Here is a 19,113-nt window from a genome sequence, read left to right as displayed (position 1 = left end):
TTAGATTATTCCTCTTTTTTTAGAAAAGTTGAGTTTTGGTATATAACATACCCCAATATAATTAAAGCATAATAAAACAAACACTAATTTAGGAGGTGTTATGATGAAAAAGGGGTTTTTAAAATTACTTGCAGCAACAATGAGTTTATCGTTGCTAACTGTTGGATGTGGGGCATCCTCAGATACTGCTTCTAGCGGAGCAGCTGATGGAACTGTTGCAAGTGCAGATGGTGCTGAGGCATCAGGTGATGTAACAATTTGGTACTATTGGGAGACAGAAGGACATCAGAAAGCTTTAAATCATATTATTGAAGAGTTCAATAATCAGCAGGATGATATTACTGTTGAAGCAAAGTATGTTCCATTTGCAGATTTCAAGAAACAGCTTTCAGTAGGAGCTTCTGCGGGAGAGCTTCCTGATATTGTAATTCTTGATAATCCAGATCATGCAGCTTATGCAGCGATGGGTATTTTTGCAGACATTACAGATCGTTTTGATGTAAGCAATTATTATGAGGGACCTGTAAATTCATGTACATTAGATGGAAGATTATATGGTGTTCCATTCGGTAGTAATGATTTGGTCCTTTTCTACAACGAAGATATGCTTGAGGCTGCAGGTTGCGAAGTCCCTACAACTTGGGATGAACTTCTTGAGGTAGCACAGGCTACAACAACAGACAATGTATATGGATTTGCTCATTCAGCGCTTCAGAACGAAGAAGGTACATTTAATTTCCTTCCATGGGTATGGTCAACAGGTGCAACATCTTATGAAATTGATTCGGAAGGTGGCATCAAGGCTTTGGAGTTTGAGAAGAAGCTCGTAGAGTCTGGAGCATTCCCTAAGGAAGCTATTAACTGGACACAGGGTGATACTATGAACCAGTTTATCTCAGGCAACCTTGCTATGATGATTAATGGTACATGGCAGATTCCTACAATGAGAGAAGAAGCTCCAGATTTGAACTGGAATGTAGCTCCTATTCCACAGGATAAGCAGCAGGCATCTGGTCTTGGTGGAGAAAACTACGCGGTAATCGCTGGTGGTAATGAAGAGGCAGCAATTCAGTTTTTACAGTATGCAACAAGTGGCGAAACATGCTTATACATGATGAACGCAATGGGATATATTTCTGCTGATGCAACAATAGCTGAGACACAGTTTGAAGGCGATGAAGTATACCAGGTATTCGTAGATGAAATGAAGTATGCAAATGCAAGAGGACCTCTTCCAGAATGGCCAGACATTTCAGATGCTATTTCACTTGCATTCAACAAAGTTTTAATTGGAGAGGCAGAGCCTGCTGATGCAGCAAAAGAAGCTCAGGCAACAATTGATTCCATTATTGGAAATTAATTAAATAAAGCTAGTCAAAGGGGGATAATATGGCTGACAACATTAGTATTACATCAAAGTTTTGGGGAAGATATCGTGGTCTTGTTAGGAAAGAAATGATTCCTTTTCAGTGGAGCGTTTTAAACGACCAGGCGGATATCGTTATTGAGAAGGAAAGAAACGACGATTCAATCCCAAACGAGAAAAGCCATGCAATTGCTAATTTTAAAATTGCAGCAGGACGAGAAAAAGGGACACATTATGGTTGGACTTTTCAGGACAGTGATGTGTACAAATGGTTGGAGGCCGTAGCCTACTCCCTTAGGGAAAAAATGAATCCTGAGCTTGAAAAAAAGGCTTTGGAAGTAATTGATTTAATAGCTGATGCACAAGAGGATGATGGATATTTGGATACCTACTTTTCGATTCTAGGATTGGATAGTAGATACAAAAGATTAGCAGGCAGCCATGAGCTATATTGTATGGGGCATTTTATTGAGGCTGCAGTGGCTTATCATGATGCTACAGGAAATGAAAAAGTACTTAACGTAGCAAAGAAATGTGCTGATAATATTGATGCGAACTTTGGGCCAGAGGACGGAAAAATTCATGGCTATGATGGACATGAGGAAATCGAAATAGGCTTGCTGAGATTATACAGAGCAACTGAAGAAAAACGCTATTTGAATTTGGCAAAGTACTTCTTGCTTGAAAGAGGAAAGAATCCTCAGTTTTTCAAAGAGCAGGCAAAGGAATACGATGGTCCTAATGCGTTAAATGGAATTGAAAACCTTCCTGACACATATTTCCAAAATCATAAACCAATACTTGAACAGGAAACTGCTGAAGGTCATGCAGTAAGACTGGTATACATGTGTACTGCACTTGCAGATTTAGCTGCAGAAACAGGAGATAAAGAAATCTTCAAAGCATGTAAACGTCTTTGGAAAGATGTAGTAGAAAAGCGAATGTTCATTACCGGAGGCATTGGCTCTACCGTTATAGGAGAGTCATTTACACTTGATTATGATTTGCCAAATGACACTATGTACTGCGAGACTTGCGCGGCAATTGGACTAATTTTCTTTGCAAGACAAATGCTTAGAATAGAGCCAAATAGTGAATATGCAGAAGTTATGGAACGAGCACTGTACAATTGCGCTTTGGCAGGAATGGCACTTGATGGTAAACATTTCTTCTATGTAAACCCTCTGGAAGTTAATCCTAAAAAATCAAAGCTTGATCCTACTAAAAGTCATGTAAAGCCTGTTCGTCCAGCATGGCTTGGATGTGCTTGTTGTCCACCAAACCTTGCAAGAATGATTACATCACTTGATGACTATATCTACACTGTTAAGGAAAACGGAATTCTGCTTAATCAGTATATTGATTCTGAGTCTCACATTAACGTTGGAAACAACTATGTGGAAATAACACAGGAGACTGAGTTCCCTTGGGACGAAACTGTGAAAGTCTCTGTTAAGAATTCAGGGGCTGATAGAATCAGATTTGGAATTAGAATTCCAAGTTGGGCAGATGAAAAGTGTATTATAGTTGATGGAAAAGATGTACCTATAAATGCTGAACAGGGCTATCATTATCTGGATATGGAAGCTAATGGAAAAGCCAGCATGGTTCTAAAGTTTAAAATGTCTGTAAGACGTTATTATTGCAATCCACTTGTATCCGAGAATAATGGCAAGGTTGCAATCGGACGTGGCCCTTTCATCTATTGCATCGAAGGAGTCGATAATGGTGACAATCTAAATAATATTAGTTTGCCTGCTGACAAAAAGCTCGAATATCATTTCGACGAAAAGCTTTTGAATGGTGTAGGGGTTATTGAAGGCGAAGCTGAAAGACTTGTAGTTGATAACGGTAATTTACTCTACTTCACAGAAACAATAAAGAAAGAAAACGCAAAGATTAAGTTTATTCCATATTATGCATGGGCAAATAGAGGCGAAAACGAGATGCAGGTATGGATTAGAGAATAATAGCATGTTCGAATTTATAATAAATTTTCACATGCATAGACACAATTCGGAAACCGCGATTTAAAATTGCGGTTTCCTTTTTAACGAAAATAAGCCATTTCTTGATAATTATTTAACGAGCGGAGTGTGAGAATTGAGCAACTTGATGATGAATATTCTGAAAGTTAGCATATGCACAGTGAAGTATGAAAAAATTCTCATTGAAATGAAATTGGAGTTGTGTTAATATTTTCACAACGACGGAGAGAGATGAGCTCTTTTTTTTTGAAAAGGTTCGTTAAAAAATTAACAGTTCTAAGAGCTGATAATTGTTGAATTTTAACAAAAGAAAGAACTTATCAATACCGAAAACAAATTATTTCTACAAAGGAGAAAGAAAAGATGGGAAAAAAAGTAGTTATTGCTAGCGCATGTAGAACAGCCATTGGTACAATGGGCGGATCACTTAGCAACACTCCAGCAGTAGACTTAGGTGCTATCGTAATTAAAGAGGCAGTTAAGAGAGCTGGAATCAAGCCAGAGGACGTAGAGCACGTATATATGGGATGTGTTATCCAGGCAGGTTTAGGACAGAACGTTGCTCGTCAGGCAGCTATCAAGGCTGGTCTTCCAAACGAGACAACAGCTGTTACTACAAACGTTGTTTGTGGTTCAGGTCTTAACTGTGTAAACCAGGCAGCTCAGATGATTATCGCTGGTGACGCTGATGTTGTTGTAGCTGGTGGTATGGAGAACATGTCACTTGCTCCATTCGCACTTCCAAATGGTCGTTTCGGTTACAGAATGACATGGCCATCAAACAGCCAGGGTGCTTTAGTAGATACAATGGTTAAGGATGCTCTTTGGGATGCATACAATGATTACCACATGATTAAGACAGCTGATAACGTAGCTGAGCAGTGGAAGCTTACAAGAGAAGAGCTTGATGAGTTCGCAGTTAACTCTCAGAACAAGGCTTGCAAGGCTATCGAAACTGGTGCATTCAAGGACGAAATCGTTCCTGTAGAAATCAAGAAGAAGAAAGAAACAGTTATCTTCGATACAGATGAAGGCCCAAGACCAGGCACAACAATGGAAGGTCTTGCTAAGCTTAAGGCTCTTTATCCAAACGGTGTTGTTACAGCTGGTAATGCTTCAGGTATCAACGATGGTGCAGCTGCACTCGTAGTTATGTCTGAGGAGAAGGCTAAGGAACTTGGTGTTAAGCCACTTGCTACATGGGTAGCTGGTGCACTTGGCGGATGCGCTCCAGAAATCATGGGTGTTGGTCCAGTTCCAGCAACAAAGAAGGCTCTTGCTAAGGCAGGTCTTACAATTGATGATCTTGATGTATACGAAGCAAACGAAGCATTCGCTGCTCAGTCAGTAGCAGTTGGTAAGGAGCTTGGCTTCGATCTTAACAAGCTCAATCCAAACGGTGGTGCTATCGCTCTTGGACATCCAGTAGGAGCTTCAGGTGCTCGTATTCTTGTAACATTACTTTACGATATGATTCACAACCCAGAGTACAAGAAGGGTCTTGCTACTCTTTGCATCGGTGGCGGTATGGGTTGCGCTACTATCGTTGAGAAGTACGAAGGCTAATCGTTAAGACAATAAGACTACATTTGAATATTTAATTATTCATTATACTTTAAAAATTTAAGTGAGAGAAAACTTCACAGAGTCGGCGAGCGCGAGCAAGGGGGCACCATGGTAGCACCAGAGGGGTACCCACGCCGGCGGGGAGTTTCTGGTGCTGCCAATGGGGGATGCCTTGCGGGAGCATTGAAACATGAGATAGTTTTCTCGGACTAAAAATACTAGGAGGAATTAAAAATGAAGGTAGGCGTAATTGGCGCAGGTACAATGGGCCAGGGCATTGCTAAGGCATTTGCTATGGTTGATGGTTATGAAGTAGCTCTTTGCGATATTAAGCAGGAGTGGGCAGAAGGCGGAAAGGACAAGATTGCAAAGGGTTATGCAAGACTTGTTGAAAAAGGCAAAATGGAGCAGGCAGCTGTAGATGCTATCTTAGCTAAGATTACTCCAGGTGTTAAGGAAGACCTTTGCAAGGATTGTGACCTCATCGTAGAGGCTGCTTTCGAGAATATGGAAGTTAAGAAGACAACATTTAAGGAGCTTGACGAAATCGCTAAGCCTGAGTGCATCTTCGCTTCTAACACATCATCACTTTCTATCACAGAAATCGGAAATGGTCTTAACCGTCCAATGATCGGTATGCACTTCTTCAATCCTGCAGATAGAATGAAGCTTGTAGAAGTTATCGCTGGTGTTAACACACCTGCTGAGACAGTTGATGCAATCAAGAAGATTGCTGAGGAAATCGGAAAGACTCCTGTACAGGTTAACGAAGCAGCTGGTTTCGTCGTAAACCGTATCCTTATCCCAATGATCAACGAAGCTGCTTTCATCAAGATGGAAGGTGTTTCAGATATCGCTGGTATCGATGCAGCTATGAAGCTTGGTGCTAACCACCCAATGGGACCACTTGAGCTTGGTGATTTCATCGGTCTTGATATTTGCCTTGCAATTATGGACGTTCTTTACAACGAAACAGGTGACAGCAAGTATCGTGCTTGCCCACTCCTTCGTAAGATGGTTCGTGGTGGTAACCTTGGTGTTAAGTCTGGTAAGGGATTCTACGTATACAACGCAGACCGTACTAAGACTGCTGTAGACGCTCAGTAAATCGTAACAAGCCAGATAAGGCTTAGGGTATATATCAAACAGCCACATTGCTCTTAAGCTTGGCAAGCGCGAGCAGGGGATACCGTGCCGAGCGAGGGAGGACCTACGCCGGCGGGAGGACCCTCGCGAAAGTGCGGAGGGTGCCCTGCGGGAGCATGTTGAAATAGGGGCAATGGGGCATAAAAATATTAAGGAGATTCAGATCATGGATTTTACATTAGATAAAAAGCATGAGATGGCTAGACAGTTATTCAGAGATTTCGCTCAGAATGAAGTAAAGCCAGTTGCTCAGGAAATTGATGAGACAGAGTGCTTCCCACGTGAGAACGTTGAGAAGATGATGAAGTATGGCTTCATGGGTATTCCAGTACCAAAGGAGTACGGCGGACAGGGATGTGATGTTCTTACATACATCATGTGCGTAGAGGAGCTTTCAAAGGTTTGCGGTACAACAGGTGTTATCGTTTCAGCACATACATCACTTTGCTGCGATCCTATTCTTACATATGGTACAGAAGAGCAGAAGCAGAAGTACTTAGTTCCACTTGCAAGTGGTAAGAAGCTTGGTGCATTCGCACTTACAGAGCCAGGTGCTGGTACAGATGCTCAGGGTGCTCAGACAAAGGCTGTTGAAGATGGAGATTCTTGGGTACTTAACGGATCTAAGTGCTTCATCACAAACGGTAAAGAAGCTGATATCTACATCGTTATCGCTGTTACAGATATCGTTGAAGATGCTAAGGGACGTAAGTCTAAGAAGTTCTCTGCATTCATCGTAGAGAAGGACACACCAGGATTTACATTCGGTACAAAGGAGAAGAAGATGGGTATCCGTGCTTCTTCTACATACGAGCTTATCTTCCAGGATTGCCGTATTCCAAAGGAGAACCTCCTTGGTACAAGAGGCAAGGGATTTGGTATCGCTATGCACACACTTGATGGTGGACGTATTGGTATCGCTGCACAGGCTCTTGGTATTGGTGAAGGCTCAATCGACGCGACAATTGATTTCGTAAAGGAGAGAAAGCAGTTTGGTCGTCCAATCGCTGCATTCCAGAATACATCATTCCAGCTTGCTGACATGAAGGCTCGTATGGATGCTGCTAAGTATCTTGTTTACAAGGCTGCTTGCACAAAGGATCAGTATGCCATTGATCACAAGACAAGCTACTCTGTAGAAGCTGCTGAGGCTAAGCTTTTCGCTGCTGAGGCTGCTATGGCTGTTACTACAAAGGCTGTTCAGCTCCACGGTGGTTACGGTTATACAAGAGAGTACGATGTTGAGCGCATGATGCGTGATGCAAAGATTACAGAAATTTATGAGGGAACATCTGAGGTTCAGAGAATGGTTATCTCTGGCTCAATGCTCAAATAATTTTGATTAGTAGCATTTAAGTTAAAGGAGATTAAATACATGAATATCGTAGTATGTATTAAACAGGTTCCTGATACAAAGGGCGGCGTTAAGTTTAACCCAGATGGAACTCTTGATAGAGCAGCTATGCTCGCAATTATGAATCCTGATGACAAGGCAGGCCTTGAGGCTGCTCTTCGTATCAAGGATGAGACAGGCGCAAAGGTTACAGTTCTTACAATGGGACTTCCTAAGGCAGATGATATGCTTCGTGAAGCTCTTGCTATGGGTGCTGATGAAGCAGTACTTGTTACAGATAGACGCCTTGGTGGCGCTGATACTTGGGCTACATCTTCAACAGTTGCAGCTGCAGTAAAGAAACTTGATTATGATCTTATCATCACAGGTCGTCAGGCTATCGATGGTGATACAGCTCAGGTTGGTCCACAGATCGCTGAGCACCTTGGTCTTCCAGTTATCTCTTATGCAGAGGATATTAAGGTTGAAGGAAACAGCGTAATCGTTAAGCGTCAGTATGAAGACAGATATCATGAGATTAAGGCTCAGATGCCATGTCTTATCACAGCTCTTTCAGAGCTTAACGAGCCACGTTATATGACTCCAGGCGGAATCTTCGATGCTTTCGATAAGGAAGTAACAGTATGGGGCCGTGATGATCTTACAGATCTTGATGATGCAAACATCGGTCTTGCTGGTTCTCCAACAAAGATTGCAAAGGCTTCTGATAAGGTTCGTAAGGGTGCAGGCGAGAAGGTTGCACTTGATCCTAAGGAGTCAGTAGAATATATCGTTGGCAAGCTTAAAGAAAAGCATGTAATTTAATAAGAGGAGGCAAATATAATGTCATTAGAAGAATACAAGGGCGTAGCTATATTCGCTCAGCAGGTTGATAATAAACTTAGCTCAATTGCCTTCGAACTTATCGGCAAGGCACATGAGCTTGCAGCAGATTTAGGAACAGATGTAACAGCAGTAGTACTTGGTTCAGGCATTGCTAACCTTGCAGATGAGCTTGGTGAGTACGGTGCAGACAAGGTTGTTGTTATTGATGATCCAGCACTTGAAACATATCGTACAGAGCCATATGCACAGGCTCTTACAGCTTATATTAATGAGTACAAGCCAGAGATTATGCTCGTTGGTGCAACAGCTATCGGTCGTGATCTTGGTCCTACAGTTTCAGCTAGAGTAAAGACAGGTCTTACAGCTGACTGTACATCACTTGAGATTGGTGATTTCCCACTTCAGGCTAGAGAAGGTCAGGAGCAGAAGCACAATCAGCTTCTTATGACTCGTCCAGCATTCGGTGGAAACACAATCGCTACAATCGCATGCCCAGACAACCGTCCACAGATGGCTACAGTTCGTCCAGGTGTTATGCAGAAGCTTGAGAAGCAGGCAGGCCGCAAGGCAGAAGTTATCAACTTCAAGCCAGAGCTTAAGGAAAACAATAGATTCGTTGAGATTCTTAACGTAGTAAAGAACGTTGCAACAACAGTAGATATCATGGATGCAAAGATCCTTGTATCTGGTGGTCGTGGAGTTGGTTCTCCAGAGAACTTCAAGCTCCTTGATGATCTTGCAGAGGTTCTTGGTGGTACAGTATCTTGCTCACGTGCAGTAGTAGATGCTGGATGGAAGCCAAAGGATCTTCAGGTTGGTCAGACAGGTAAGACTGTTCGTCCAAACGTTTACTTTGCAATTGGTATCTCTGGTGCTATCCAGCATACAGCAGGTATGGAAGAGTCAGATATCATCATCGCTATCAACAAAGATGAGACAGCTCCTATCTTTGACGTAGCTGATTATGGTATCGTTGGAGATCTTAACAAGATCGTTCCAGCTCTTACAGAAGCACTCAAGGCTGAGATCGCTTCAAAATAATTCCTTTAAGGGCAATATCTATTCTTTTAGAAGTATAGATTTTTCCTATAATTTCTTTCTTTAATTTTATGAGGGCAAGTCCACATGGGCTTGCCCTCAAGCTTTTATTTTGCAAGGTAAAGTGCTAAAATCATCCTATGAATAATTCAAAAAAAATCGATATGACCCATGGTCCCCTCTTGGGCAAATTAATTATCTTTACAATACCTATTATTTTGTCAGGTGTCTTGCAACTTCTTTTTAATGCAGCTGATGTAATAGTAGTGGGTCGTTTTGCCGGCGAAGCAAGCCTTGCAGCAGTTGGTTCTACAGGTTCCCTTATAAATTTAATGACTAACTTGTTTATTGGTATGTCCGTTGGTGCAAATGTATGCGCAGCTCAGTTTTATGGCGCAAATCACCATGACGACGTTAAAAAGACAGTTCATACAAGCACTGCTTTTTCATTGATTTGTGGCGTATTTCTTGTATTTGTTGGATTGTTTTTGGCCAGACCTATACTTGAGATAATGGGGTCACCTGAAGATGTTATTGGCTTGGCAGCCTTGTATGTTCGTATATATTTCATTGCGATGCCAGCTATCATGCTGTACAACTTCCTGGCAGCAATTCTTAGGGCAGCAGGAGATACTACTCATCCTCTTGTTTTCCTTAGTATTGCCGGTGTTGTTAATGTTATTTTAAATCTTATTCTGGTTATTTGTTTCAATATGGGTGTTGCAGGAGTTGCTATTGCTACTGCCACATCTAGCTATATCTCTTGTTTTCTATTAGTTGGCTTCTTTATGAAGCAAGAAGATGCATTACGACTTGAGTTTTCTAAGATTAAAATAGATAAGAGAATATTAAATCGTATTATAAGAATTGGATTACCTGCTGGAATTCAGGGAACTGTCTTCTCTCTGTCTAATGTTGTTATTCAGTCGGCAATCAATTCATTTGGTACTGCGGTAATAGCTGGATCGTCAGCTGCTGCCAGCATCGAAGGTTTCGTGTATGTTTCTATGAACTCAGTTTCACAGACGACAGTTACATTCGTTGGTCAAAACTACGGAGCTGGAGATGAGCATCGTGTTAAGAAGGTAATATTTGAGACACTTGGAATTGTAATGGTTGTTGGTCTTGCTTTGGGCAATTTAGCATACCATTTTGCAACACCATTGCTTGGTATCTACACAGACAGTGCAGATGCTATAGCGGCCGGAACACTGCGTCTTTTCTGGGTTTGTTGTCCGTACTTCCTTTGTGGAGTCATGGATACACTAACAGGTGGGCTGAGAGGATTGGGACGTTCTACAGTTCCTATGATAGTGTCGTTGTTGGGGGCATGTGCAACCAGATTAATCTGGATTGCCACATATTTCCGTGTTCATCATACACAATCAGTACTGTTTTTCTCATACCCAGGAAGCTGGCTGTTGACACTTAGCGTCCACAGCATCTGCCTCGTGTTGGTATATCGCGCCTGGGTAAAGCGCAAAGCATCTGAGGTGCGAATTTAAATCGTGAATTAATAAACGTTAAGCGGTAAAAGCTAAACACTAAGTGAGCCTGTAGCTAACAAGCTATGATAATTCTAAAGCGAGAAATGCTCGAGCGTAGAATTATCATGCTTGTGAGCGTGACAGGCGGATTATGGGGGTTAGTTATGTATTGGAAAGAAATGCTTGGAGCTATTGCTAAGCCTAGTAAAGATTCAAAGACATATGAGTTGAGCACGGATTACAAGTTTGAGGGCTTGTTAGAATATCCACGTCCTCAGCTTCAGCGAAAATCTTATATTAACTTAAATGGTCAGTGGGACTATCGAATAATAAACGGAAAGGGACAGGTATGCAGTTCAGGCAGTATACTTGTTCCTTTTTCACCAGAAACTAAGCTTTCTGGTACAGATATGCACATGCTTCTTCCAGAGGAAACACTGGAATATACAAAGGTATTTGAAATAGACAAGGTGAAAAGGTCTAAGCATTTGCTACTTCATTTCGGAGCGGTAGATCAGGTGGCCCATGTGTCTTTAAATGGCATTAATTTAGGCTCTCATGAAGGTGGCTTTACTTCTTTTACCTTTGATATCACAGATTATGTTGTAGAGGGAAATAACGAGCTTAAGGTAAAGGTTAGGGACTATACAGATAGAATTGGATATGCCAGAGGAAAACAATGTATTGAGCCATCAGGCATGTGGTATACAGCACAAAGCGGCATATGGCAGACAGTATGGATGGAATGGGTCCCAGATGCTTTTGTAACAGATTTAAAGCTTAATCCTGACATTGATGGGAACAAGCTTAAAATGATAATAAAGGTGTCTGAAATGAAGGGACACCTAGATATCACATCATCAAATCAGGATTTAATAAAAGAATATAGGGTTGATAAAATCAAGGATGATAAGCTTTATGTTACCGTGGACCTTAATCATTATCAACTGTGGTCGCCAGAAGAACCTGTTCTGTATTTTTTAAATATAAACTATGGCAAGGATAGCTTTTCTACATACTTTGCAATGAGGCACTTTGGTGTAGATAGGGATGAGAAGGGGATACCTCGTCTTACACTGAATCATAAGCCATATTTTATGAATGGAATATTAGATCAGGGGTACTATCCTGAGAGTCTCATGACACCTCCTTCAGATGCTGCCATGATAAACGATATTGAGACTATCAAATCGTTGGGCTTCAACATGATTCGTAAACATTGCAAGATTGAACCAATGCGCTGGTATTTCCATTGTGACAGGCTAGGAATGATAGTTTGGCAGGACATTGTAAATGGTGGAACTAAATACGATATGAATATGATTTGCAATATTCCTACAGTGGTACGACCATTTGGTAATGCCAAAGATAAAAACAGACTTTTCCTTAGATTTACTGGAAGAAACACTGAAAAATCTAAGGAAGTATGGTTCAAAGAATGCAAGGAAATGATGCATCAGCTTTATAATGTGCCTTCATTAGGCCAGTGGTGCCTATTTAATGAGGGATGGGGGCAGTTTGATGCTGCAGGTTGCCTTGATTTTGCCAAAGAAATCGATGATACAAGGCCAATTGATGCAGCTTCCGGCTGGTTCCATGAAGGTTGTGGAGATGTATTCTCTGAACATGTTTATTTTGAAGAATTAAAGGTAAAGCGAAATAGAAGACCTTATGTTATCTCTGAATATGGTGGATATTCTCTTAAAGTGGGTACTCACGTGAAGAGAGACGCTGTTTATGGATACAAAAAATATCAACAGCAACATGAGTTGCAGAATGCTTATGATGAGCTTATGGCAAAAATAAAGTCCCTCCAGGAAGAGGGACTAAGTGCTGCTGTATTTACTCAAGCTACTGACATCGAAGATGAGGTTAATGGCTTGATGACTTATGACAGGAAGGTGCAAAAACTGTATTAAACCAGCTTTGAGGGAAGGCCATACCAAAGATGATTCCCATTACGATTGCGCCTGCAGTTTTGATAGTGGATAACCCGTAAGAACCAAAGGTTTCCATGTTGTTCATAATTAAATAATAAGAAGTATAGTAGATTCCGGCACCAGGTACCAGTGGAAAAATTCCCGCTATAAGGTACACGGTGACGGGATTTTTTCTTTTTACAGCCAGTGAACGCGAAAACAGTGTAAGGAACAAAGAACCTACCATATTGCCAAGTGTTGGTGCTCCAAGGATGGATGATATTAGTGAATAGGAAATCCATCCGATTGCACCGGAAATTCCACAGTACACAAGCTCTGACTTTGGTGCGGAAAAAATCATTGCAAAGGCTAAGGTGGCCACCATAGCTACTATAAATTGAATAATGTAATCAGCTATCATTAGATGTAAGCACCTCCTCCTATAAAATGAGCAAAGGTGATAACAACACCAACTCCTACAGCAATACAGAAGGCTGTAAGAAGGGCGTCTATAAGTCGAATAGAGCCGGACAAGTAGTCACTGTTGATAAAATCACGAATGCTGTTAGTAAGAGGGATACCTGGTACTAATGGCATGATTGCACCGATGATTATTTTGTCGTAGTGAACAGGAAGCCCTACTGCATAAAAGAGAATAGCAGTGAGGGATATAACCATACTTGCTAGTACGTTGGTAATTGTTTTGGAATTACCCATGCGAGCCTCGAAGTAAAGGAATAATCTAAGGACCGCACCAACTATGCATGCGATTAAAGCATCTAAAACGGTTCCTCCATATAAATAGGAAAATCCACCGCATCCAATGGCAGTGGCAATTATTAACATTGGGAAATTGTAAGATGGAATTCGTTTACATTCTTCCAGCTTAACCCATGCTTCATCTAGTGTAATCTCTTTTGAACAGACTTCACGGCATAAAGCATTCAGCCCAGCGATACGTCCTAGGTGAGTTGGATACATAGGCACATGTCTGATCATTGAGCTGGCGTGCTCTGTAACCTCATCTGCACTTGCGAATATTCCGTTGCTCAATACGTACACATCACAGTCTGTAATATCATATGAATTTAAAATGGCGAGGACACTGTCCTCGACCCTGTAGACCTCTGCTCCATTTCTAAGAAGAATGTCTCCTAGTTCCACAGCAAAGGATAACACTTTTTTTGTATCTGACATTGTTGCTCCCTAAAATAAAAATTCTACATTGATTATCCATTATTAACAGAAGTTTTTCAACCAAATGTGTAGTTATTTACAATTGTGGATAACTTTTGGGGAAAACTTTGTTTGTTGAAATGTGTATCACTAAAACGTTATCACTGATAAAATCAACGTTTGTTGGTATTTTAGTTGAGTGCAATGTGTGGATAAATATGTTAATAACATGGAAAATAGAAGTTATCCTCAACTGAAAAAAATCGATTGTGGAAATTGTGGATAAGTCAACTTTCTAGTTGGCACGTAAATCAACAAGAAATTATTTATTAATGTTTTCTTAAATAAACCTATGAGTTGTAGGGCATTTGGGGGATTTATGATATAATGTTTGACGTATTACAGAAATTAGGAGGTCTAATAATGGCAGAGAAAGAAACATGTGCTTCAGCTAGTTCTTGTAGCAGAGGCTCTTGTGAGGGCTGTCCTTCTGCAGAGGCAGCAAAAAAGGGTGTTAGAAATACAGCATTTTTAGAACAACAAAATAAGAATTCTAATATAAAGCATGTTATCGGAGTTGTATCTGGTAAGGGAGGAGTTGGTAAGTCATTAGTTACTTCATCTCTTGCAGGAGTAATGGCACGTGCAGGCTACAAAGTTGGTATTCTTGATGCGGATATTACAGGCCCATCTATTCCAAAGATGTTTGGTGTACACGGCCCAGCAATGGCCAACGATGATGGTACATTCCCAGAGGTTGCAGAGGATGGAACAAAAATCATGTCTATCAACCTTATGCTCGAGGATGAGGAAGCTCCAGTTATCTGGAGAGGTCCAGTTATTGCAGGCGTTGTAAAGCAGTTCTGGACAGACACACAGTGGGGCGATGTGGATTATCTATTTGTAGATATGCCACCTGGAACAGGTGATGTTCCTCTTACATGCTTCCAGTCACTTCCTGTAGACGGAATTGTTATCGTAACAAGCCCACAGGAATTAGTACAGATGATTGTTAAGAAGGCATACAACATGGCAGATATGATGCACATTCCAGTGCTTGGCCTTGTTGAAAACTATTCATATATTGCCTGCCCAGATTGTGGAAAGAAAATCGAAATCTTCGGCGAAAGCCACATTGATGAAGTGGCAGCAGGCCTTAATATTCCAGTACTTGGCAAGATGCCACTAGATAGAGCCTTCGCAACAGCTGCAGATGCAGGACGCATCTTCGATATGCCGAATAACTACCTTGAAGGGGCACAACAAGTAATTGAGTCTTTATAAAACTAAAATCCAGCTGTTACTTTAACAAGCATTATGATTTCTTCGTTCGACAACACGTCTCACTTAAGAAATATAATAGCTTGTTAAAGACAGCTTCACTTAGTAATGTTAAAACTAAAATAAATTATTGGCAAAACCGTTGCGTTATAGGCGTAAACGGTGGATAAGGAGAATTAATTATGGCACAGAATCCAGTAGTTACAATTGAAATGGAAAATGGCGATATCATGAAGGCTGAGCTTTATCCTGAAATTGCTCCAAACACAGTTAATAACTTTATTAGCTTGATTAACCATAACTTCTATGATGGAGTTATCTTCCACAGAGTTATCAAGGGCTTTATGCTTCAGGGTGGAGATCCAGACGGAACAGGTATGGGTGGCCCAGGATACTCTATCGATGGCGAATTTACAAGCAATGGCTTTAAGAATGATTTAAAGCACGAGCCAGGTGTACTTTCAATGGCTCGTACAATGATGCCAAACTCAGCAGGCAGTCAGTTCTTTATTATGCACAAGAATAGTCCACATCTTGATGGCGACTATGCTGCATTTGGTAAGATTATCGAGGGTATGGATGTTGTTAACAAGATTGCTGAGACTGAGACAGACTGGTCAGACAGACCTGTTAACGAGCAGAAGATGAAGAAGGTTACAGTAGAGACTTTCGGAGTTGAGTATCCAGAACCGGAAACACATTAATCTTGATTTGTTCAAAGAATCGTGATATTATAGCGACACGCGTTTTGCGTGTCGCTTTTTCATTTATTTCATTCATATCCCAATAATATTATGGAACTTAATAATTTAAGGCTTTGTTTTGCCTTATGGATAGGTGTAGAGGCTATTTCTATACTTGCGGCCATTTGCCATAAACATAGTAGCAACAAGGCTTTTCGCATGAAACAGTTGTATTTCAATAGAATGCTTTATTTAATGGAAAGAAAGGTGCCATGGGAGAGCTTGCTACAAGAATGCTACATGAATACAACGTCCTGCAAACCATTGCAAAGGCTCTTGTTTAAGGCTATGAGCCTTCAGAATCCTAATAGCGGATTCAGATTTATGACTAAAGCTTTGTATTGCGAACCCATCAGACGTCTAAATGGGTATTTGGCGCATAGCAAGGAGAGAAAAGCCACCAAAGATACCATTGAGTATTTTCAAGATCAATTGGAATTGTGGATAACTTCTAGAAAAAAACTGCAAGAACATTTAAATACTAACAGGCTTATCTACATAATTGAAAAGACAATTTTTATGATTGCAAATTTGGCGTTATATTTCAGAAGTAGACTAAATATTACCCTGTTTATATTTATTGTTGTTAATACAATTGGAGTAGTTTTGTTCATTGTTCTGGATTATGAATGTGTTGTTGTAGATGAGAAATTCCGTGACAGAAAACTTGCAAGAAATGATGCCGTAGAAAAAAAGACCCTAAAACCAGCACGTAGAATGAAAGAAATCTTTCAAACTGTAGCTAGTCTGGGTCTAATAATCAATGTAACTATGCTTGTGGAGCAGTATCTTGATAAGGTAATTTGATTCTAAGCTTAGTGATACGCTTCTTATCAACTGCAAGCACACGTACTATGGTGCCATTTTCTGATACGTAGGTTTCACCGGCGTTTGGAAAATGATCAAAGGCTCCAACTATGTATCCACCGATGGTATCATAGTCCTCGCTTGTAAAGCCAAGCGGAATTATATTGCATAAATCTTCAAGATTCATTGAACCGAGAACCTGGTATTCTCTATCGTTTAGGCGTACGATTGGGTCTTCCTCGTCCTCATCATACTCATCACGAATCTCGCCAACAATTTCTTCCAACAGATCTTCCATAGTAATCATGCCGGATAAATCACCGTATTCATCCAACACTATGGAAACTGTTGTAGATTCTTCTCGCATCTCATCAAAAAGATCAGATACGTTTTTCATTTCATAAGTAAAGTAAACATCACGAAGGTAGTTTCTTACCGAGAAGTCATCGCCAGGCACAAGTCCAAGGAAATCCTTCATATTTACTATGCCGATAATCTTTTCACTGTCTGGTTCGCAAACGGGAAGTCGTGTAAACATGTCTTCCTTGAATACTGATATTAAATCATTGTAAGAAATATCAGCATCAACCATGGTCATATCGATACGTGGAATCATAACTTCCTTTGCGCAAGCATCGGAGAAGTCGAACACCTTGTGAATCATGGTTCGTTCATCACCTTCAATTTCACCGCTTTGATGGCTGGCATCTACCATTATCCTGAGCTCATCCTCGGTGATAGTATCATCTTTGAAATCTGGATCGATTCCAAAAAGTTTTATACAGAGGCCGGCCAGGAAGTTTATGATTATAATAACTGGTGTGAGCAGCCACATCAGTCCACTGATTGCAGGTGCAAATAGAAGACTGAGAGATGTGGAATTGATGGTTGCTATAGATTTTGGAGTGATTTCTCCAAATATCAATATTAATAATGTAAGAATACCAGTAGCTATTCCTGCTCCAACGCTGCCAAATATGTCTATTGCAAGGGTTGTTGCAAGGGAAGAGGCTGACAGGTTCACAATGTTATTTCCTATTAATATTGCCGATAGCATTTTTTTAGGTCGAGTGACAACATTTAAAACTCTGGCTGCCTTTTTATTGCCATCGTCTGCCATGGTTTTCAGTTTGATTTTATTTACTGTTGTCAGTGCCGTTTCTGCCGATGAAAAGAATGCGGAAAGGACTAACAATAATAAGAGAATTATCAGTCTAATTAACAGGTGTGTATCCAATAATGTATGCTCCTTTTACCCAAAATATTATTTCGTCAGTTAATAACTAGAATTATACATTTGGTAAAAAGTTGTTGCAAGGATAACCTACCCAAAGGACTTCATCTTTGCTAAAATGGATGCTATGAGAAAAAGAATTCTATGTGCAATACTAACTTTAATAATGACAGCATCCTTTGTAGGATGTGGTAAATATAGCCAGTCTGAAATCGACCTGAGAGACCAGGGAATTGAACAGATGGATGCAGGCAACTACGAAGAAGCCATCACCCTTTTTGACCAGGCACTTGCTAAATCTATTGGTAAGGTTACTGATTTGGAAATAGATATAAACTATTACAAAGCGGCGGCTCAGTTTTCTGCAGGTTCATTTGATGATGCAGTAAAGACTTATACCTACCTTATTAAATATGATGGAGATAATTACGAAGCATATTTCCTTAGAGGAAGCATTTATGCTACAGAGGGTGAAATCGGAGAAGCTATCACAGATTATGATGCTGCTGTAGCAATCGATGAAAAGAACTATCTATTATATATACAGATTTATGAAAACCTTAATTCTTTAGGCTACACAGATCAGGGATTAGTTTATTTAAACAACGCTTTGGATGTATCTGATAAATCTGCCAATGGCAAATACTACAAGGGCAGAATATACTACATGCTTGGCCAAACCACAGAGGCACAGGAATACCTACAGGCAGCAGTTGATAAAGATATAATAGAAGCAAAGCTTTACTTAGCAAAGCTATATCAGGATGCTGGGGACTATGATTCAGCACAGACTCTACTGGAAGAGTATGCTGCATCTGATGAGGTTACCAGCAGCGCACTTGCGGCACTAGGCGATATAGAGATGACAAATGGCAATTATGAAAATGCCTTGGGATACTATCAGGCAGGGTTGAGTCTGGATTCAATAGACAATATGTCTGAACTTATGAAGGGACAGGTTGCAGCACTTGAAAAGCTGGAAAGATACTCAGAAGCTAAGGATGTGTTGACACAATATCTTGAGAGCTATCCAAATGATGAAGCGGCATCAAAAGAGTTAATATTCTTGGAGACAAGATAAAATAGGTAAAATGGGCACACTATATATGGTGTGTCCATTTTGTGTTAAAATACCAAATATTGTGTGTGTTGAAACGTGATTCTACTTAGAAAATAATCAAAT

16 protein-coding genes are annotated in these 19,113 nt (G+C 40.5%); 13 read left to right on the top strand and 3 right to left on the bottom strand.

Features of this window, described 5'->3' with window-relative positions:
• The first annotated feature begins 100 nt into the window (after positions 1-100).
• The 9 genes from BO15_RS0100710 to BO15_RS0100670 all read left to right on the top strand — a co-directional run bounded on the left by BO15_RS0100710 (position 101) and on the right by BO15_RS0100670 (position 12,689).
• Positions 101-1,360, top strand: coding sequence for a sugar ABC transporter substrate-binding protein (locus BO15_RS0100710; protein ID WP_052169691.1), 1,260 nt, complete (start codon positions 101-103; stop codon positions 1,358-1,360).
• Between the two features lie 29 nt (positions 1,361-1,389).
• The gene (locus tag BO15_RS0100705) at positions 1,390-3,336 is read left to right on the top strand and encodes a glycoside hydrolase family 127 protein (protein WP_033151606.1); all 1,947 of its coding nucleotides are present in this window, start codon (positions 1,390-1,392) and stop codon (positions 3,334-3,336) included.
• Between the two features lie 381 nt (positions 3,337-3,717).
• A complete protein-coding gene (locus tag BO15_RS0100700) occupies positions 3,718-4,920 on the top strand; it encodes an acetyl-CoA C-acetyltransferase (RefSeq protein ID WP_033151605.1) in 1,203 nt (400 codons plus the stop codon).
• Positions 4,921-5,154: 234 nt separating this feature from the next.
• Complete coding sequence (locus tag BO15_RS0100695; protein ID WP_033151604.1) at positions 5,155-6,027, top strand: 3-hydroxyacyl-CoA dehydrogenase family protein; 873 nt, start codon at positions 5,155-5,157, stop codon at positions 6,025-6,027.
• 205 nt (positions 6,028-6,232) lie between these two features.
• Positions 6,233-7,402, top strand: coding sequence for an acyl-CoA dehydrogenase (locus tag BO15_RS0100690; RefSeq protein WP_033151603.1), 1,170 nt, complete (start codon positions 6,233-6,235; stop codon positions 7,400-7,402).
• 39 nt (positions 7,403-7,441) lie between these two features.
• On the top strand, positions 7,442-8,224 hold the full coding sequence (locus BO15_RS0100685; protein ID WP_033151602.1) for an electron transfer flavoprotein subunit beta/FixA family protein: 783 nt from the start codon (positions 7,442-7,444) through the stop codon (positions 8,222-8,224).
• 18 nt (positions 8,225-8,242) lie between these two features.
• Positions 8,243-9,286 (top strand): electron transfer flavoprotein subunit alpha/FixB family protein, encoded by a 1,044-nt coding sequence (locus BO15_RS0100680; protein WP_033151601.1) that lies wholly within the window; start codon positions 8,243-8,245, stop codon positions 9,284-9,286.
• A gap of 137 nt (positions 9,287-9,423) precedes the next feature.
• Complete coding sequence (locus tag BO15_RS0100675; RefSeq protein WP_033151600.1) at positions 9,424-10,788, top strand: MATE family efflux transporter; 1,365 nt, start codon at positions 9,424-9,426, stop codon at positions 10,786-10,788.
• A 146-nt stretch (positions 10,789-10,934) separates the two neighbouring features.
• Positions 10,935-12,689 (top strand): glycoside hydrolase family 2 protein, encoded by a 1,755-nt coding sequence (locus BO15_RS0100670; protein ID WP_052169690.1) that lies wholly within the window; start codon positions 10,935-10,937, stop codon positions 12,687-12,689.
• Here BO15_RS0100670 and BO15_RS0100665 read toward each other — a convergent pair.
• Together BO15_RS0100665 and BO15_RS0100660 are read right to left on the bottom strand one after the other, a co-directional pair.
• Positions 12,643-13,110 carry a threonine/serine exporter family protein gene (locus BO15_RS0100665; protein WP_033151599.1) on the bottom strand — a complete coding sequence of 156 codons (468 nt, stop codon included), beginning with the start codon at positions 13,108-13,110 and terminating at the stop codon, positions 12,643-12,645. The two genes, BO15_RS0100670 and BO15_RS0100665, sit on opposite strands and share 47 nt — an antisense overlap.
• Positions 13,110-13,886 carry a threonine/serine ThrE exporter family protein gene (locus BO15_RS0100660; protein ID WP_033151598.1) on the bottom strand — a complete coding sequence of 259 codons (777 nt, stop codon included), beginning with the start codon at positions 13,884-13,886 and terminating at the stop codon, positions 13,110-13,112. Before BO15_RS0100660 ends, BO15_RS0100665 begins: the two co-directional genes overlap by 1 nt.
• A gap of 402 nt (positions 13,887-14,288) precedes the next feature.
• On the opposite strand from BO15_RS0100660, the gene BO15_RS0100655 reads away from it, so the two are divergent.
• The 3 genes from BO15_RS0100655 (at position 14,289) to BO15_RS0100645 (ending at position 16,696) form a co-directional block, all read left to right on the top strand.
• Positions 14,289-15,149 (top strand): Mrp/NBP35 family ATP-binding protein, encoded by an 861-nt coding sequence (locus BO15_RS0100655; protein WP_033151597.1) that lies wholly within the window; start codon positions 14,289-14,291, stop codon positions 15,147-15,149.
• Positions 15,150-15,328: 179 nt separating this feature from the next.
• A complete protein-coding gene (locus tag BO15_RS0100650; protein WP_033151596.1) occupies positions 15,329-15,850 on the top strand; it encodes a peptidylprolyl isomerase in 522 nt (173 codons plus the stop codon).
• Between the two features lie 90 nt (positions 15,851-15,940).
• Positions 15,941-16,696 carry a hypothetical protein gene (locus BO15_RS0100645; protein ID WP_167541193.1) on the top strand — a complete coding sequence of 252 codons (756 nt, stop codon included), beginning with the start codon at positions 15,941-15,943 and terminating at the stop codon, positions 16,694-16,696.
• Here the strand turns inward: BO15_RS0100645 and BO15_RS0100640 are convergent.
• Entirely contained in the window at positions 16,659-17,933 is a 1,275-nt protein-coding gene (locus BO15_RS0100640) for an HlyC/CorC family transporter (protein ID WP_033151594.1), read from the bottom strand. The two genes, BO15_RS0100645 and BO15_RS0100640, sit on opposite strands and share 38 nt — an antisense overlap.
• 124 nt (positions 17,934-18,057) lie before the next feature.
• On the opposite strand from BO15_RS0100640, the gene BO15_RS0100635 reads away from it, so the two are divergent.
• Positions 18,058-19,011 carry a tetratricopeptide repeat protein gene (locus BO15_RS0100635; RefSeq protein WP_033154581.1) on the top strand — a complete coding sequence of 318 codons (954 nt, stop codon included), beginning with the start codon at positions 18,058-18,060 and terminating at the stop codon, positions 19,009-19,011.
• Positions 19,012-19,113 lie beyond the last annotated feature (102 nt).

The organism is Pseudobutyrivibrio ruminis HUN009 (assembly GCF_000703005.1).
Classification (GTDB): domain Bacteria; phylum Bacillota; class Clostridia; order Lachnospirales; family Lachnospiraceae; genus Pseudobutyrivibrio; species Pseudobutyrivibrio ruminis_A.
Note: the sequence above shows the minus strand (reverse complement) of the source record. Positions and strands in the feature narration are given on the sequence as shown.